Raw genomic sequence first — 16,559 nt, 5'->3', positions numbered from 1 at the left:
CGGACCCCGGATCAGGCCGAGATCTGGATCTTGCGACCGACGCCGGCCCGGAACTGGGCCATCGCGTCGGCGTACCGGTCGAGCGGGAAGCGGTGGCTGATGAAGACCTCGGGGTCCAGCACGCCGGCGGCGAACAGTTCACCGGCCCGCTCGAAGCTGTGCAGCACCGCCATTGAGCCGGTGATGCTGATCTCCTGGTTGTAGATCCGGTACGGCTCCACGGTCGCCCGCGTCCGGTACTCGGAGACGCCGAACTGCAGGAACGTCCCGGCCGGGGCGACCCGGCGCAGCCCGTCGTCGATCGCGGCCTGCACGCCCGTGCAGTCGATGACCACGTCCCACCCGCGGGGCCGGGTCAGCTCATCGGCCTTCGCGCCGCTGGCCGTGCAGCCCAGCCGGACCGCGGTGGCGAGCCGGTCCGGGTTCGGGTCCACCACGCTGACGCTCGCCGCGCCGCAGCGCTTCGCCAGCTCCAGCATCATCAGCCCCATGGTGCCGGCGCCGTAGATGAGGTAGTGGTCGCCGAGCCGGCGGGGCAGCACGTCGAAGCCGCGTACGGCGCAGGACAGCGGCTCGATCAGCGCGGCGTCGGCCGGCGCGACGCCGTCGGGCAGCGGGAAGCAGTTCTTCACCGGCGCCACCGCGAACTCGGCGGCGCCGCCGGAGACGGTGACGCCGATGGCCGCCCAGCGTTCGCAGAGGTTGCCCCGGCCGCGCCGGCACTGGTAGCACTCCCCGCAGTGCAGCGACGGGTCGACGGCGACCGCGTCGCCCACCCGCACCTCGGTGACGTCCCGGCCGGCCGCGACCACCGTGCCGGCGAATTCGTGGCCGGGCACGATCGGGTACGCCGGCGCGAACTCGCCGTCCATGATGTGCAGATCGGTGCCGCAGATCCCGCAGCCGGCGACCTCGACCACCACGTCGCGTGGCCCGGGCGAGGGATCCGGCACGGACTCCAGCGAGACCTGTCCCGGCGTGACGATGACCGCTGCCTTCATTTGACCGCCCCCATGGAGAGTCCTCGGACGAGTTGCTTCTGGGCGATCCAACCGGCCAGCACGACCGGCAGCGACACGATGGTCGCCGCCGCGCAGAGCCGGGCGAGGAACAGCCCTTCGGAGGTGATGAAGCCGACCAGGAAGATCGGTGAGGTGCCGGCCCGGGTCGCGGTCAGGTTGACCGCGAAGAAGAACTCGTTCCAGCTGAAGATGAAGCAGATCAGCGCGGTGGCGGCCAGGCCGGGGGCGACGATCGGCAGCAGGATCCGCCGGATCGTCATGGTCAGGCTGGCGCCGTCCATCGCCGCCGCCTCGATCAGCGCCGCCGGCACCTCCAACAGGAACGAGCGCATCATCCAGACCGCGAGCGGCAGGTTCATCGACGTGTAGAGGATGATCATGGTCCAGACGTTGTCGAGCATGCCGAGCTCCTTGACCAGCAGGTAGATCGGCAGCAGCGCGGCGACCGCGGGCAGCATCTTGGTGCTGATGAAGAAGAACAGCACGTCGCGCCACTTGGCGACCGGCCGGATCGACAGCGCGTACGCCGCCGGGGTGGCCAGCAACAACACCAGCAGGGTGGAGAACAGGCTGGCCATCACCGAGTTGAGCAGGTACGGCGTGATGTCCCGGTCGAAGACCTGCCGGTAGCCGTCGAGCACCGGCGTGAAGACCCAGGACGGCGGGTTGCTGGCCGCGTCGACCTCCCGCTTGAACCCGGTGAGCACCATCCAGAGCACCGGCAGGAAGAACAGCAGCCCGGCGAGCCACGCGACGACCGCCCAGGCCGCCCCGCTCGCCCCGGTCGTCCGGCGGGCCGGGCTGGCCGGCCGTCGCCGGGACGCCGGTCGCGTCAGCGTCGTCATCGCGCGTCCTCCATCCGGAACAGGCTGGAGATCACCCGCAGCGCGAACGTGGCGACGATGATCGTGCCGATCACCACCACCACTCCCGCCGCGGCTGCCTCGCCGTACTCGAACTTGCGGAAGGTGGTCAGGTAGATCTCGTAGGGCAGGTTGGTGGTGGCGGTGCCGGGACCGCCCTGGGTGATGGTGAAGACCGCGTCGAAGGTCTGCACCAGGTAGATGGAGCCGAGCAGGGCGCCCAGCTCCAGGTAGGGGCGCAGGTACGGCAGCGTGACCCGGGTGAAGGTCTGCCACGGCCCGGCCCCGTCGACCCGGGCCGCCTCGAGCGTCTCGAGGGACTGGCCCTGCAGTCCGGCCAGGATGATCAACATCATGAACGGGGTCCACTGCCAGACGAGGGTGGCGACGACGGAGAGCATCGGATACTGCGAGACCCAGTCGGTGCTGCCGCCGAAGATGCCGTTGATCAGGCCGTACGATGGGTTGTAGATGGCGTGTTTCCACAGCAGCGCCGCCGCCATGGGCATCACCAGGAACGGGGTGATGAGCAGGGTGCGTACGATGCCGCGACCGGGGAACCGGCGGTCGAGCAGGATCGCCAGACCGAGGCCGAGCAGCACCGAGACGACGACGGAGGCGGCGGTGAGCACCACGGTGTTCAACAGGGCCGCGCGCAGCCGGGCGTCGGTGAGCACCTGGCCGTAGTTGGCCAGGCCGACGAATGCGCGGCGGCCGGGCCGCAACGCGTTCCAGTCCAGGGTGGAGAGATAGAGCGTGACCAGGAACGGGATCTGGGTCACGACGATCGCGAAGATCAGGGCGGGCAGCAGCGGGGCGCGACGGGTCCAGCGCTGCCTCGCGGCGAGTGGCACGGGCCGGACGCTGCGACGCGGCGCCGCGCCCGCGGTCATGGTCTGGGTCATCGGTCCACCTCATGGCGGGTGGCCGGGGCCGGCCGGTCGGCGGCCGGCCCCGGCGGCGGCTACCGGTATTCCTTGGCGACGTCCTCGGCCAGTCGCTGGCCGTCGGCGAGCGCCTTGTCGACGGTGGTGCTGCCGGCGATCGCGGCGGAGACCTCCTGCGACACCTTGGTGCCGAGGTCGGCGAACTCCGGGATGCCGACGAACTGCACGCCGAGCGCGGGACGCGGCTGCACTCCGGGATTGACCGGGTCGGCCTCCTGGATCGACTTCAGGGTGAGGTCGGCGAAGGCGGTGGCGGACTGCCGGTACTCCGGGATCTCGTACGTGGACTGGCGCTTGCCGGCCGGCACGCGGGACCAGCCGAGCGAGGAGCCGACCAGCTTCTCGTACTCCTTGCCGGTGGCCCAGGAGATGAACTTCCAGGCGGCGTCGGCGTTCTTGGTGGTCTTCGGCATCGCCAGCGCCCAGGCCCACAGCCAGCCCGACGACTTGGTCTTGTTCACCGGCGCGTACGCGTAGCCGACCTTGCCGGCGACCTTGCTGGCGTTCTTGTCCTCCAGAGTGCCGGCCGCGGAGGTGGCGTCGTACCACATCGCCGCCTTGCCCTGGCCGAAGGTGTTCAGGCACTCGGTGAACCCCGCCTGTGGCGCGCCCGCCTCGCCGTGGCCGCGGATCAGGTCGACGTAGAACTTGGTCGCCTCGGTGAACTCCGGTGCGTTCACCTTCGGTGTCCAGTCCTTCTCGAACCAGGTGCCGCCGAACGTGTTGACCACCGTGGTCAGCGGAGCGAACAGCTCGCCCCAGCCGGGCAGCCCGCGCAGGCAGATGCCGGCGACGCCCGCCTTCTTGTCGTCCAGCTTCGCGGCGAACTGCGCCACCTGCTGCCACGTCGGCCGTTCCGGCATGGTCAGGCCCTTGGCCGCGAAGAGTTCCTTGTTGTACATGAGGAAGGACGACTCGCCGTAGAACGGGGCCGCGTAGAGCTTGCCGTCCTCGCCGGACAGCGAGGCGACCATCGGCTTGAGCAGATCAGCCTTGTCGTAGCCGCTGTCGGAGTCGGCGTACGAGCTGAGTTCGTGCAGCCAGCCGTTCTTGGCCCAGATCGGCGCCTCGTACGCGCCGATTGTCGCCACGTCGTACTGGCCGCCCTGGGTGGCCACGTCCTGGGTGACCTTGTCGCGCAGTTCGTTCTCCGGCAGGATCGTGAACCGCACGGTGATGCCGGTCTGCTTGGTGAAGTTGTCGGCGGTGACCTTCGCCAGGTCCTCCATCTGGGGGTTGCCGACCATCAGCACCGTGAGGGTCTTGCCGCCCCCGGCGCCGCCGGTGGAGGAGCCGCCACCGGCTCCGGAGCAGGCAGTCGTCGTCAGACCGACCGCGACGGCGACCGCGAGCGCCCCGCGCAATCGGCGAGGAGACCGTGTTCTGGACACAGCGAACCTCCATGAGTGGTGGTGTGGTGGTGGTGGAGACGGGTCGGCCGGGCGCTCAGACGCGCAGCACCACGGGGCCGAGCAGCGAGTAACGGTGGGCCTCGGACGCCGGCAGCGCGGTGTCCGTGACGATGGTTTCGACGTCGCCGACGTCCGCGAAGCGGCAGAAGCTGCTGCCGCCGAACTTGGTGTGCACCCCGGCGAACACCACCCGCCGGGCCACCGCCATCACCTGGGCCTTGACGGCGGCCACAGCCGGGTCCGGAGTGGTGAGGCCGTGCTCCCGGGAGATCCCGTTCGCGCCGACGAACGCCAGGTCGATGACGAAGCCGGCGAGCATGCTGGTGGCCCAGTGGTCGACGGTGGCGAGGGTACGACCGCGGACCCGGCCACCGAGGAGCAGGACCGTCATGGTGGGCGAGGAGGCGAGCATGGCGGCGGTGTGCAGCGAGGCGGTCACCACCGTCAGCGGCCGGTGCGTGGGCAGCGCCTCGGCGATGAGCTGCGGAGTGTAGCCCTCGTCGATGAAGACCGACTCCGCGTCACCGAGGTGCTCGACCGCGGCGGCGGCGATCCGGCGCTTCTCCACGACCAGTCTGGTGCTACGGCTCTCCAGGGTCGTCTCGAAGCGGGCCCGCTCCACCGGATACGCGCCACCGTGCGTGCGCCGCACCAGGCCCTGCTGTTCCAGCAGGCTCAGGTCCCGCCGGATGGTCTCCGGAGCGACGCCCAGGTCGGCGGCCAGCTTCTGCACGTCGACGTCGCCCTGACGCCGAGCCAGCGTGAGGATGTGGTGTCTGCGCTCCGCTGCGTCCACCTCACACCTCCCGCCCGCTCGTGATTCTGTTTCTAACACCGGCAATCGGGCATGACGACGGTCACATCTGGGGTAATACGCTGTGTTTGCCGCCCGCGACATCACGCCGAACGGGCAGCGAAGAACGGGGCAGAAACCGCATACCTCTCTTTTAGACCGCCCGTTTTCCACCGTCCGGCGCCCGATCTCCATCCGGGCCGCCCGCTCGGGCACGGGCACCCCCCCGCCCGGCAGGTCTCGCCGGGGCCGGTGCCGCCCCTCAGCGAGGCGCCGCACGACCCGCGGCCTGCCAGAGCGCCACCGCCAGGTAGGGCAGGGCGGCCACCGCGAAGGCGACCGCGTTGCCGGCCGCACCGGCGACGAGGCCGTACCCGCCGTAGAAGGCGACGATGGTCAGGTCGGTCGCCATTCCGGCCACCGAGGTGACCGTCGCCCGCGCTGTTCCGGTGATCCCCGCCTGCAGGCGTACGTCGGCGAGCACCGTGGCGACCTGGAACGCGGCGAAGGCGACGGCGAGCAGCAGGAAGCCCTCCGGACGGCGGATCAGCGCCCCCGCCGCCAGGGTCGACGCGGCGAGCACCAGCAGACCCGCGTACCCGCGGTTGGTCAGCCGCTCCCCCATCGGGGCGAGCAGCCCGCCGGCGGTCATCCCGGCCCACATGAGCAGGAGCAGCAGCGGCACGGTCGCCTCGGCGACGCCGGTGTCCCGGGCGAGCAACCCGGTGTACTCATCGAGCCCGCCCCAGATCGCGGTCACCACCGCGACGAGCAGCAGGGCCCCGCGTACCCTGCGGTCGGCCCGGGCCTCGGCCAGCCCGCCGCGCAGGCTGGCCAGCCACCCGGGCGCGTCGTCACCGTCCGCCGACTGGTCGCCGGGCACGGTCGGTCCGGGTACGCCCGCATCCGGCATGGACGACCGGTGCGATCGGTGCTCCGGGAACCGGGTCGCGACGGCGGCCGCGAGCAGACAGGTGAGAATGCTGGCCACGCCCACCGCCGGGTAACCGCCGGCGGCGAAGACCGGCCCGGCCACGGCCCCGGAGCCCGCGGCGCCGAGCACCTCCGCCGTGCGGGTCCGACCGATGAGGCGGGCGTACCGGTCGGCGGCGCCGAGCCGGTCGAGTTCGGTGAAGACCAGCGCCTCCAGGGCGCCGGAGCGCAGCGCCCCGCCGGCGCCCCAGAGCAGGAAGCCGGCGGCGAACGCCGGGTAGGACGGGACGAGCACCCAGAGGGCGAAGCCCGCGGCGGCCAGCAGCGGCGCGAGGACGAGCAGCAGCCGCCGGGAGACGGCGTCGGCCCAGGCGCCGGAGGGCACCTCCAGCACGATGCCGGTGGCCGACCAGAGCACGAAGAGCGAGGAGATCTGCCCGACGGACAGGCCGGTGTCCGCGAACAGCAGCACGTAGAACGGGTAGAGCAGGACGAAGTCGATGAGGAACGCGTAGCCGTAGAGCGTGGCCGCCAGCCGGCGGGTCGCAGGTACGCGCGCAGGAGCGATGAGCATGAGGCCTTCCCACGGGACGGAGCGGACACCGGACGTACGGCGTCCACGGCGGCCCGCGGCCACGGCCTCTAGCTATGCATCAACATCGCCAGGTCATGCGCCTGATGGTAGCCCGCTCTCGCCGGCCGTGCGGCCCCTCGTCACGAGCGGGATGTCTTTCACCGTTGCTGTCGCCAGCAAGATGCGGATCGCTTCGGTGTGAACTCTCGGCGAGGGGGTGTGGTGGGGATGTCTTCCGAGGTCAGACGGGTTGCTCCGGCTCGTCTCGGTGCCATGTGGCTGGCATGGTTGCTGTACTTCGGTGCTGTACTGCTGGCGTGGACCGGTCGGCCTCCCTGGTCCATCCGAGAAAGCGGCGGTGCAGCACTCCGGCCGGTGTACAGGGCATGTCCTCGGTGGCCTGGACGAGGTAGGAGCCGAGGTAGAGGGCCAGCGACACCGGAGCATCTGCATACTCGGCCCGTAGCTCCCGCTTCCGCGTGGGGCAGGGCCAGGGCAGGTCGCAGCCCCCGCAGTTCCAGATCGGCATGACCGGGCCGTGGGCGGTCACCGCACACCCCCAAGAAACCGGGCGGTGATCGCTTGGGCCTGCTGGCTGGTCGCCCAATCCACCTGCCAGCACGGGTACGGCGTCAGCCGCGACCACCAGACACGGCAGCCGACGCAGGTCCCGTCAAGCCCTCGGACGTGCACGGCGAGGATCCGCTGCTCCTGGTTGTCGTTCACTGGGCCTCCTCTCCCGGCCAGTGGCCGCGGTTGATCGGGATGCGGTGGCGGGCACGGCACGGCAGGTCGGCGCCGCACCGGCAGACCCGCCGCCACCGCCGCCAACACCAGACCGGCCGATGCCGACGCGCGAAGGTCAGCGCGACCGCCAGGACGTACTCGTCGTACGAGACCCGCCTCATCGGCTCATCACTCGGCGCTGAGCCATGAAATGTCGTGCCAGCCAAGGTGAAGGGAGCACTGCCAGCTCCTCCTGCCGCAGCTATCGGAGGCGTGGATGCCCGATCGCAGAGGTGCGCCGGACATCCACGCCGGCGAGGACGGCCCACAGCGCCAACCGGGGGAATCGACCTCCTCGGCAACCTCCCACAGGTACCGTTGGGTAGTCAAGGGGTGACGTAGGTGGTCTACTCGTGTTGCCAACCGAGGGGAAACACCGTGCCACCGCGTTACCGCTATGAGCAGATCGCCGACGACCTTGCTGGACGCATCTCGTCCGGGGAGTTCCCACCCGGCTCTAAGCTGCCCAGCCGGCGAGAGTTGATCGAGCACTACGGGGTCACGGAGCCGGTGATCGACCGCGCCATGCAGGTGCTGCGGATCAAAGGGATGACCGAGACGCTGCCGGGCGTGGGCGTCTTCGTCGCCGAGTAGTTCCCCTGGCCAGCCGCCCGCCGGTGGGGCCTCGACCCCTCGTTTGTAAGTTCTAGGCGCTTCGTCTGGCGGGGTCCGCCCTCGTCCGCGACCTCGGCCGACCGTCCGGGGCCGGCCGCCAACGGTCGCCCCAGTCCGGGTCAGTTGCTGTCAACGTTGCTGTCGACAGCTCCGCATAGTCTCCTCAGACCGTCACCAGCCCATATCTCGACTGACCTCTGCCTTCGCCGCCTCGATCTCGTCGTGCGAGGCCCCCGCCGCGTCCGTCTCCTCGAGACGGGTCAGGAGGTCCATCAACGCCTGCTTCTGAGCCGGATGGCTGATCGGCACCGCGTTCAGGTCGACGTCCTGGAGCCAGTCGAACAACACGAGCGCATCGGCCCGCCAGAGATCAAGGGCGACCCTCGGAAGATCCTCGTTCACCCCAGCAGTATCCGGCGTACAGGCCGATTCGTCCGTCGCCCACCGGGTCAGCCGCCTTCACCTGGCGGCTGGCCTGCTGTTTCTCCGGGTGACGCTGGTCGTCATCGGTCAATGTCGGTTGGCCTTTGACGGCCGGTTCACGGCTCAGACGGCTCAGCGACGGCCCGCCCGGAGCCGTCATCGCCGGCATGCCACAGGGCATGTCACTCCCACAGGTCGGCATCCTCGTTGCCGGACGGGTCCGTCTCCCCCAGAGACTCATGGAGCCCTCCGATCTCGCGGCCCGTCGGATTGCACTCCGCGTCCGTCTCGACCAGGTGCCAGCCAGGGTCGCTCTCTCGCGCGTTCGGGTCCCCGCCCTCGTCTAGGACGCACACTGCGGCGACGACCGCCTCGTACGCTCCGGCCCGCGCGACCAGCAGCACATCGTGGGGATCCGCGCCTGCGTCAATCAACCGCTGGGCAGCCGCCACGTCGCTCAGAGCGCTGGCATCCATCCAGGGAGATATCGCCTCCCGCCACAGGGCACGCAGAACCATGAACCGCGCAAGCTGCGGAATGTTTTCGCTGATCTCCGACCTAGCCCACTCCTCCGGGTCTTGGGCTCCAAGCTCCTTGAACCTCTTCGCGAGCGATACAGCAGAATCGCGGACATCCGGCGGCAGAGTCGCCAGCCACTCGCCCCAGGTAGGCCAGGAAATCACCACGTGATCATGCCTTCGCCTCGTCCACTAGCCAACCCCCAACGCTCGGTGCGGCGTCTCTAGACGCCAACGGGAGATGACGTGCCGGAAACCGACCGCTTCGGTGTGAACGCGGTTACGGGGCATCGTTCGTTGTCATGCGTTGCCGTCCTGCATGGCGGAGCATGCTGTCCGTGCCGCCTGATGCCGTCTCGTGCCAGCCGCTGCTAATCGTCTCGCTGCCTCCTGGCTGCCTGACGCCGGCTGGACCCCTCGCTTGTAAGTTCTAGGCGCTTCGTCCGGCCGGGTCCACCCGCGTCCGCGACCTCGGGCGGCTGTCCGCGCCCGGCGGCCGGCGGCCGTCCTCGTTTCGGCTCGTTGCTGTCACCGTTGCTGTCGACACCACTCGCCCCGGTTGCACATTCGCCGACGTGGCTGGGTCGACTCAACTCTGCTCAATTCGCCTGGTCAGCTCGGCGGGCGACCTCCTCGGCCAAGCGGGTAGGGTCGAGGCTTGCCAGGATAGCCCGTCCCGTTCCTCGTGCGGATCGCCGGATCGATCACCACCGTTACAGCCAACGGTCGAGCAGCGCCACGGGCAGCCCGCGGTGGCGCCAGCCGTCACGGCGAGGGTGCGGGTCTTCTGGGATGGGTGCAACAAGGGCTGGATGAGGCAGTTGAGGTCCAGCCGGGGCCAATGATGTGTCCAGATCAGCAGACCCCCTGCGTTAGATGGGGCCTGCCGACCGGTACAACTCGGGCGGGCTCCGCTACCGCATGCATCCGCCGTTCTGATGGTGCTCGCTGCTACGCGCAACAACAGCAATAGCAGTAGCACATAAGGGCTCCGTTTGGCCCAACGTCGAAGGAGTATGACTGGCCGCGAGGAATGAACATCCAGTCGCCTGCGGTAAGTTCCTTGCCCTCATAGATGATGGACCCGCCAGCAATGAACCGGATTCCGTCGCCCTCGTCATGCGAATGTTCTGGTGTGTGAATGTCTGGCTCGGCGAAGGAGATGAACATCTGCGACCGCTCGGAAAGGTAGACAGGCAGTTGATACTTGCGGAACCCGTCCGGCACGTTGCTTACCGCTAGGGCCTTCCGAAGCGAGTCGGCTCCTTCATCTCTTGACGTAAAGATCCGACCCTCCAACCGAATGCCGGCTTCTTCGGTTGCTCTACGGATTCGCTCCAGCCCTTCGTCGAATGACAGACGATTGGGATTGAACTTCTCACTCGCCATTGTTGCCTCACTTGGTCGGCGTAGTTGCGTTACGTTGGTTCGGGTCTGAGCGGCGATAGGCATAGGAGTTCGGCGCCAAGCGCCCGCCAGGAAGTGTTATACGCCGCGCGCGATGCCTGCATGGCTTGCCACCGGCAAGCCCTGATCGGAATGACCTACCTTGAACCGCATCGATGCCGTACCACAGTCAGCCTGCCATGAATGCAATTAATCACAATGTCCAAGTCGATGATCCGACAGAAATTGGCCCTCACTCCTCAACTGCTCCTCAGCTTGCCTCCCGTTGAGAACCAGGGCGGTGCGGCGCGGGCGCAAGCCCGGCCGAAGGACTCCCACACTGCCAGGGGGGATCTCGCGGACTTCCCTGGCCGGGCGCCGCGCTGACGTGCGGCTAGCCTGCACTGTCCCCGTCAGTCCCCGTCGAACCCCCGACGTCACCTGCCGACCTGGCACGGATTTGGCACGCGTTCGGTCGCCCGGGCCTGGCCGGCGGCCAAAAATGCGTCTGTCGACCCTCCTGTGTGGCGTTCTCGGGCTCGCTACTGGTGCAGGTCATCCAGTTCCTCACTCATGGATCGACTCACGCATCTGCGTCACTGCTACGAGCGTGATTTGACAACGCTAGGGCGCGTAGCTGCAGAGGTTCAGCCTCCGCAGCCCGCCCGAGGTCTCGCAGAATGCCCGCTAGGTTGTTTAACCGCCTCGCCACGTCGGGGTGGTCGGTGCCCAGCGCAGCTTCGGTGATGGCTAGGGCCCGGCGCTGCAACGGTTCGGCCTCGACGGCCGCCCCTCGCGCACGCAGGATGGCCGCCAGGGTGTCCAGTCGTATGGCTACCCGTGGATGGCCGGGGCCAAGCGTGGCTTCGGTGATGGCCAAAACGCGGCGCTGCAGCGGTTCGGCTTCGGCAGCTCGCCGCAAGATTTGCAGCCCCATCGCCAGGTTGTTCTGGGCTTCCCCCTGAGATGTGGACACCCTGAGACTGGATGTTGGTCCAGAGGAAGGGGTGTCCCCGTTGGGGCGTCCATCGAAGTACACGGAAGAGTTCCGGCGTGACGCGGTTGACCTGGTCCGCTCGTCGCAGCGGCCGATCAACCAGGTCGCGCGTGAGCTCGGGATGAGTCACGAGACCCTGCGGAACTGGGTCCGCGCCGCCGAACGCAAGACCGCGACGGCTTCGGCGGCCTCGGGTGGCGACGGGTTGTCGGTGGCGGACAAGGACGCCGAGATCGCCCGGCTGCGGCGTGAAAACGCCGAGTTGCGGCAGGAGAAGGAGATCCTGCGCAAGGCAGCCGCCTATTTCGCGAAGGAGATGGATCGGTGACCAGCCGCTTCCGGTTCATCTCCGCCCACCGCGCCGTCTTCGGCGTCAAGCGGCTGTGCCGGGTCCTGGCGGTGTCCCGCTCCGGGTTCTACCGGTGGGCCGCCAGTGAGCCGGCCCGGCAGGATCGCGTCGCCGCCGAGGATGCCCTCGCCGAGCAGATCAGGATCATCCACGCCGACTCCGGCGGCACCTACGGGTCGCCGCGGGTGACCGTCGAGCTGCACGACCAGGGCGTGCGAGTCAACCGCAAGCGGGTGGAGCGGATCATGCGCCAGCGTGACGTCGTGGGCCGGCACCTGCGCCGCCGCAAACGCACCACCATCGCGGACCCGGCCGCCCCACCAGCGCCGGACCTGATCGGCCGGGACTTCACCGCCACCGCACCCGACCAGCGGTGGTGCGGCGACATCACCTACCTACGCGTCGGTGGCGGCTGGTTGTATCTGGCCACGGTCATCGACATCGCCACCCGCCGCCTGATCGGCTGGTCAATCAACACCCACATGCGCACCAGCCTGGTCATCGACGCTCTCAACGCCGCGGTCGCCGCCCGCGGCGGCCAAGTCGACGGCGTGATCTTCCACTCCGACAGGGGCGCCCAAGGCGGATTCAACTGGTCGTCGCAACACCTTGTCGGAGAGGTGAAGCGATGGCGTATGGGCTGGGGCAGAAGCGGGTTCGGGAGTATCGGGGTCAGATTCCTTCGCCGGGACGGCCGACGGTGGCGTGGCGTGAGGACCGGGTCAGGTTCTGGGCTGCGATCAGTCGCGGTGTGATGACCGAGGACGCGGCCGCGGCGGCGGGCGTGTCCTCGCCGGTCGGGTTCCGGTGGTTCCGGCACGCTGGCGGCGTGAATCCTGCGTTGCCGCCGAGGGTGTCGGGCCGCTATCTGTCGTTCAGCGAGCGCGAAGACATCGCTCTGTCGCGGGCGCAAGGCATGGGCGTCCGCGAGATCGCACGCCAGCTCGGCCGGGACCCGTCGACGATCTCGCGGGAGTTGCGGCGCAACGCCTCGACCAGGACGTACCGCCTGGATTACAAGGCTTCGACTGCGCAGTGGCATGCTGAGCGTCGAGCCCGCCGGCCGAAGACCGCGAAGCTGCTGGCCAATGAGCGGCTTCGAGAGTACGTCCAGCAACGGCTTGCGGGTGCGATCCGGACAGCGGGCGGCCGACTGGTCGCTGGGCCGCAGGGCCCGCAGTGGAAGGGCCGCAACAAGCCTCACCGTGGTGATCGGGCATGGACTATCGGATGGAGCCCGGAGCAGATCTCCCGCAGGCTCAGGGCCGAGTTCCCGGAGGATGAGTCGATGCGCATCAGCCACGAGGCGATCTACCAGGCGCTCTACGTCCAGAGCCGCGGCGCCCTCAAGCGCGAACTCGTCACCTGCTTGCGGACCGGGCGGGCGCTTCGCGTTCCCCGGGCACGCGCGAAGCAACGCGCGTGGGCGCACGTCACCAGCGACACGCTGATCAGTGAACGTCCCGCTGAAGTCGCGGACCGTGCCGTGCCCGGGCACTGGGAAGGGGATCTGATCATCGGTTTGCAGCGTTCCGCGATCGGGACACTGGTCGAGCGGACGACGAGGTTCACGATGCTGATCCACCTGCCTCGTGAGGACGGCTGGGGTGTGATCCCGCGGACGAAGAACGGGCCGGCTCTCGCCGGCTATGGGGCGATCACGATGAGCAAAGCCCTCGCCGCGACAATCACCCAACTGCCCGAGCAGCTCCGCAGATCGCTGACGTGGGACCGCGGCAAGGAGTTGTCTGCGCACGCACGCTTCACGGTCGAAACCGGCGTCCCGGTGTTCTTCGCCGACCCCCACAGCCCCTGGCAACGCGGCACCAACGAGAACACCAACGGGCTGCTGCGGCAGTACTTCCCGAAAGGCACCGACCTGTCCAGATGGAGCGCCGACGAGATCAACGCCGTCGCCCACGCCCTCAACAGCCGACCCCGGAAAACCCTCGACTGGAAGACCCCAGCCGAAGCCCTCGACGAACACCTACGATCGCTCCAACAACCCAGTGTTGCGACGACCGATTGAATCCGCCCAATACAGCAGCGGCGACTTCGCCGACGCCTGCCGCCGCCACGGCATCCACCGCTCCATGGGGCGAATCGGCTCGTCGTACGACAACGCCCTGGCCGAGGCGCTCTTCGCCACCCTCAAACGAGAACTCGACGTCGACCACCGCCACTGGGCCACCGAAGCCGACGCCCGCCGCGACGTCTTCCGATGGATCGCATTCTACAACCACCGACGCCGCCACTCCGCACTCGGCTACCTCAGCCCCGCCGACTACGAACAGAGCCTCCCACCGATTACGCTGCACCAGATCGCGGCATAACCCGGTGTCCACATCCCGGGGGGAACCTCAGTTCAGCCGGATGGCCACGTCGGGGTGGTTGGGGCCTAGCGTGGCTTCGGTGATGGCCAGAGCGCGGCGCTGCAGCGGTTCGGCCTCGCCACTCCGGTCTAAGTCGTGCAGGCTGATCGCCAGGTTGTCCAGTCGGCCTGCCACGTCGGGGTGGTCTGGGCGCAGCGCGGCTTCGGTGATGGCCAGGGCCCGGCGTTGCAACAGTTCGACATCGGCAGCCCGCCCCAAGGCGCGCAGGATCCCCGCCAGGCCATCCAGCGCATTTGCCACCTCGGGATGGTCAGAGCCTAACGCGGCTTCGATGATCTTCAACGTCCGCGTTTGGTGGCTCAGTGCGATTTGATAGTGGCCCTGCGTCTCCTCGAACACCGCTGTTCGGCCGAGCAGCCACGCCAGTTTGGTCCCGCCGATCTGGTCGGGGCACAAGTCGGCTAGTGCCCCGATGTGCGGACTCAAGGCCGCCCACCGCGGCCACCCCGCCACCTCAACCTGCGGATTGCCCGCCGGCACTGCATGCGACAGGAGATCACACGCAGCATGCAGGGCATTGTCCAACAAGGCTGTCTGTTGACCGTCGCCGTCAGCCTCCCCGCCGGCGCCGGTCGCCTGGTTACGCATCTGAGCGATGATCACCGCCTGGACCAGGCGATGCACGGCCACCGTGACGTCGGTCAGGGCGATCATGTTGTAGGACGCCAATACCCCCAACGCCTCGTCAACCCCCGCCGGATCCTCTGTTGTCGCGGTGAGCACGTCGCGGGGCAGATCGTCCGGCGCGAAACAGGCCATGATCTGTAACAGCGCGACAGCTGCCGGTGACTCCCGACCGATCGCGTCGATAGTGACCGACCACACCCGCGCCACTGCCCGCCCGGCCGAGTCCCCAGCCGCCACCGTGCATAACATTCGTCCTGGATCCTGGCGCAGCCGCTGCACATACGTGGTCATCGGGGTCCGCGTCCGTTGCAGATACGCGCCGGCCTGCTGCAACGCCAAAGGCAGATATCCCAACTCCTCGCACAACACGCCCGCTGTCTGCTGATCGGTCTGACCGCTTATCCGCGTCAGCAGATCCACCGCCGCATCCGGAGTGAGTACCTCCAGCCGCAGGTATCCGTCGGTGATCTGCTCCCACCCCACATCCCGTCGCGTCGTGATCAACACGTGGCCCTGGGTGAGCTGCGCCAACAGAGGCTCCACGTGCTCACGTTGCTCTACGTTGTCCAACACCAGCAGCCAGCTCGGATGTGACTGCAACCAGCCCACCGCCCATGAAGCGGCCTCAGCCTCCGTTGCGGTCAACTGCGCGTCCGGGTGCAACCGGAACGTCAGTCCGGCCAGCCCCGACTCGATCGCCTCAGGACTGTCGGCACTCACCCACCACACCACCGGATACCGGTCACCATGCCGGGCCACGTACTGCAACGCCAACTCGCTCTTGCCCACACCACCCAAACCATGCACCGCCTGGGCCACCACCCCCGTGCCGGCCTCAACCAGTCGCCCCAACTTGGCCAGATCCTCGTCACGCCCGACGAACACCCGCACGGGCGGTTTCGGTAGCCCCACGAACCCACCGGACGGGGTCGCCACCCGATCCGGCGGCCCCAATGACACCGGGACACCCACGACCGCGCGGACGTTGTCACCCGTCTGCACCACACCCTGGTTGGTGTGCAGTACTGCAGCGCGCCTTCCGGATCCCGCGACCGACTCGACAGCGGCGTCCAGCGCGTCGTCCTCGCCTGTCGCGGTCATCGCCGCCCCGGCCCCTGCCATGCGGTGCTTCCGTCCCCGGTCTGCACGATGCCGCGGTTGTCCCGCACCGCCACCGACCGCTCACCAGCCGCGGTCACCGTGGCCCCCGCTTCCGACAGGATCTCGACAAGATCCGCCATCAGCTGTGGATCAGCCTCCAACGCCTTGCGAATCTGCAACCGCAACCCCGCCACCCGGTCCTGATCACCTGGGTCCTGGGCCAGCTCGGCCGCCGCGGCCTCCATCGCCGGCGCCGACTCCGCCCGACCCAACAGCCGCCGCAGCAGGCGGCCGCCCACGCCCACCGTCGCGTCCGCCGCCGCCTCCTGCACCCGGGCGACCACGGCAGCCCCGTACACGCCCATCGCCGCCGACACATATGGCACGACCGCCGCCGCCACCGATGTCACGTCAGCGTCCACCCCGCCACCTCCCGCGTTAGCGCACCGACTTCGACCAGTACCACGCGCGTGGACACGGGTGAAAGCAGCCATCCAGACACAAACACCACGGCAAGCGTCAGTCCGCCGACACGTCGCCCACGCTGCACGATCTCGTCACCGAACAAGCGAAGTCGGAACAGGAGGCGTCCGATGTACGTCAGTGCCGTACGCGACCACATCCGCGACCCCCGCCGGGGGGAGCCGGGTAGGTCGCACCAACGGCTGCGGCTGGGTGTCAGGGACTGTCGATACGCGCACCGCAGCGGCCGTCCAGTGATACCTGGCCGCGGTTGTTGTTGCGGGTTTCGCTGCCTTCTCGCTGCCTCGGTTGCCTTCACTCGTCGGCCTCGGCGAGCTCAGCCGCCGGGTCGGCTGTC

18 protein-coding genes and 1 pseudogene are annotated in these 16,559 nt (G+C 68.7%); 5 read left to right on the top strand and 14 right to left on the bottom strand.

Annotation, left to right across the window (positions count from 1 at the left end):
- Positions 1 to 11: 11 nt before the first annotated feature.
- From GA0070624_RS20840 to GA0070624_RS36640, 8 genes and pseudogenes are all read right to left on the bottom strand, one after another.
- Positions 12 to 1,001 carry a zinc-dependent alcohol dehydrogenase family protein gene (locus GA0070624_RS20840; RefSeq protein WP_091343601.1) on the bottom strand — a complete coding sequence of 330 codons (990 nt, stop codon included), beginning with the start codon at positions 999 to 1,001 and terminating at the stop codon, positions 12 to 14.
- Positions 998 to 1,867 carry a carbohydrate ABC transporter permease gene (locus tag GA0070624_RS20835; protein ID WP_091343599.1) on the bottom strand — a complete coding sequence of 290 codons (870 nt, stop codon included), beginning with the start codon at positions 1,865 to 1,867 and terminating at the stop codon, positions 998 to 1,000. Before GA0070624_RS20835 ends, GA0070624_RS20840 begins: the two co-directional genes overlap by 4 nt.
- Positions 1,864 to 2,790 (bottom strand): carbohydrate ABC transporter permease, encoded by a 927-nt coding sequence (locus tag GA0070624_RS20830; protein ID WP_091343597.1) that lies wholly within the window; start codon positions 2,788 to 2,790, stop codon positions 1,864 to 1,866. Before GA0070624_RS20830 ends, GA0070624_RS20835 begins: the two co-directional genes overlap by 4 nt.
- 59 nt (positions 2,791 to 2,849) lie before the next feature.
- Positions 2,850 to 4,196, bottom strand: coding sequence for an ABC transporter substrate-binding protein (locus GA0070624_RS20825; protein ID WP_176731802.1), 1,347 nt, complete (start codon positions 4,194 to 4,196; stop codon positions 2,850 to 2,852).
- Positions 4,197 to 4,278: 82 nt separating this feature from the next.
- Positions 4,279 to 5,040 carry a DeoR/GlpR family DNA-binding transcription regulator gene (locus GA0070624_RS20820; RefSeq protein WP_218105235.1) on the bottom strand — a complete coding sequence of 254 codons (762 nt, stop codon included), beginning with the start codon at positions 5,038 to 5,040 and terminating at the stop codon, positions 4,279 to 4,281.
- A 259-nt stretch (positions 5,041 to 5,299) separates the two neighbouring features.
- Positions 5,300 to 6,544, bottom strand: a complete 1,245-nt coding sequence (locus GA0070624_RS20815; RefSeq protein ID WP_091343589.1) for an MFS transporter — start codon at positions 6,542 to 6,544, stop codon at positions 5,300 to 5,302.
- Between the two features lie 241 nt (positions 6,545 to 6,785).
- Entirely contained in the window at positions 6,786 to 7,094 is a 309-nt protein-coding gene (locus GA0070624_RS35900) for a hypothetical protein (RefSeq protein ID WP_091343586.1), read from the bottom strand.
- Positions 7,091 to 7,453: pseudogene (locus GA0070624_RS36640) on the bottom strand (hypothetical protein); the annotation flags it as partial. The gene GA0070624_RS35900 and the pseudogene GA0070624_RS36640, both read right to left, overlap by 4 nt.
- A 219-nt stretch (positions 7,454 to 7,672) precedes the next feature.
- Between GA0070624_RS36640 and GA0070624_RS20800 the strand changes: the two are divergent.
- Complete coding sequence (locus GA0070624_RS20800) at positions 7,673 to 7,924, top strand: FadR/GntR family transcriptional regulator (protein WP_091343584.1); 252 nt, start codon at positions 7,673 to 7,675, stop codon at positions 7,922 to 7,924.
- A 192-nt stretch (positions 7,925 to 8,116) separates the two neighbouring features.
- Here the strand turns inward: GA0070624_RS20800 and GA0070624_RS20795 are convergent, their stop codons facing one another.
- From GA0070624_RS20795 to GA0070624_RS20785, 4 genes are all read right to left on the bottom strand, one after another.
- A complete protein-coding gene (locus tag GA0070624_RS20795) occupies positions 8,117 to 8,347 on the bottom strand; it encodes a hypothetical protein (protein ID WP_091343582.1) in 231 nt (76 codons plus the stop codon).
- Positions 8,348 to 8,550: 203 nt separating this feature from the next.
- On the bottom strand, positions 8,551 to 9,051 hold the full coding sequence (locus GA0070624_RS20790; RefSeq protein ID WP_091343580.1) for a hypothetical protein: 501 nt from the start codon (positions 9,049 to 9,051) through the stop codon (positions 8,551 to 8,553).
- A 786-nt stretch (positions 9,052 to 9,837) separates the two neighbouring features.
- Positions 9,838 to 10,275: a cupin domain-containing protein gene (locus tag GA0070624_RS34175; protein ID WP_141715113.1), complete on the bottom strand. Its 438-nt coding sequence runs from the start codon at positions 10,273 to 10,275 to the stop codon at positions 9,838 to 9,840.
- 580 nt (positions 10,276 to 10,855) lie between these two features.
- A complete protein-coding gene (locus GA0070624_RS20785) occupies positions 10,856 to 11,248 on the bottom strand; it encodes a tetratricopeptide repeat protein (RefSeq protein WP_218105234.1) in 393 nt (130 codons plus the stop codon).
- On the opposite strand from GA0070624_RS20785, the gene GA0070624_RS20780 reads away from it, so the two are divergent.
- The 4 genes from GA0070624_RS20780 to GA0070624_RS20765 are packed head-to-tail and all read left to right on the top strand — an operon-like array spanning position 11,241 to position 13,951.
- Positions 11,241 to 11,597: a transposase gene (locus tag GA0070624_RS20780; RefSeq protein ID WP_091343575.1), complete on the top strand. Its 357-nt coding sequence runs from the start codon at positions 11,241 to 11,243 to the stop codon at positions 11,595 to 11,597. The genes GA0070624_RS20785 and GA0070624_RS20780 overlap by 8 nt on opposite strands.
- Positions 11,594 to 12,373 carry an IS3 family transposase gene (locus GA0070624_RS35885; protein WP_091343573.1) on the top strand — a complete coding sequence of 260 codons (780 nt, stop codon included), beginning with the start codon at positions 11,594 to 11,596 and terminating at the stop codon, positions 12,371 to 12,373. The genes GA0070624_RS20780 and GA0070624_RS35885 overlap by 4 nt, the downstream gene beginning before the upstream one ends.
- Entirely contained in the window at positions 12,319 to 13,647 is a 1,329-nt protein-coding gene (locus GA0070624_RS20770; RefSeq protein ID WP_425413514.1) for an IS30 family transposase, read from the top strand. The genes GA0070624_RS35885 and GA0070624_RS20770 overlap by 55 nt, the downstream gene beginning before the upstream one ends.
- Complete coding sequence (locus GA0070624_RS20765) at positions 13,631 to 13,951, top strand: integrase core domain-containing protein (protein WP_141715112.1); 321 nt, start codon at positions 13,631 to 13,633, stop codon at positions 13,949 to 13,951. Before GA0070624_RS20770 ends, GA0070624_RS20765 begins: the two co-directional genes overlap by 17 nt.
- A gap of 27 nt (positions 13,952 to 13,978) precedes the next feature.
- Here GA0070624_RS20765 and GA0070624_RS20760 read toward each other — a convergent pair whose 3' ends face one another.
- Positions 13,979 to 15,760, bottom strand: a complete 1,782-nt coding sequence (locus GA0070624_RS20760) for a tetratricopeptide repeat protein (protein WP_091343569.1) — start codon at positions 15,758 to 15,760, stop codon at positions 13,979 to 13,981.
- A complete protein-coding gene (locus GA0070624_RS20755; RefSeq protein ID WP_176731801.1) occupies positions 15,736 to 16,161 on the bottom strand; it encodes a hypothetical protein in 426 nt (141 codons plus the stop codon). The genes GA0070624_RS20760 and GA0070624_RS20755 overlap by 25 nt, the downstream gene beginning before the upstream one ends.
- Positions 16,162 to 16,559 lie beyond the last annotated feature (398 nt).

Source organism: Micromonospora rhizosphaerae (genome assembly GCF_900091465.1).
Lineage (GTDB): Bacteria > Actinomycetota > Actinomycetes > Mycobacteriales > Micromonosporaceae > Micromonospora > Micromonospora rhizosphaerae.
This window is presented reverse-complemented; position numbering and strand designations above follow the sequence as displayed.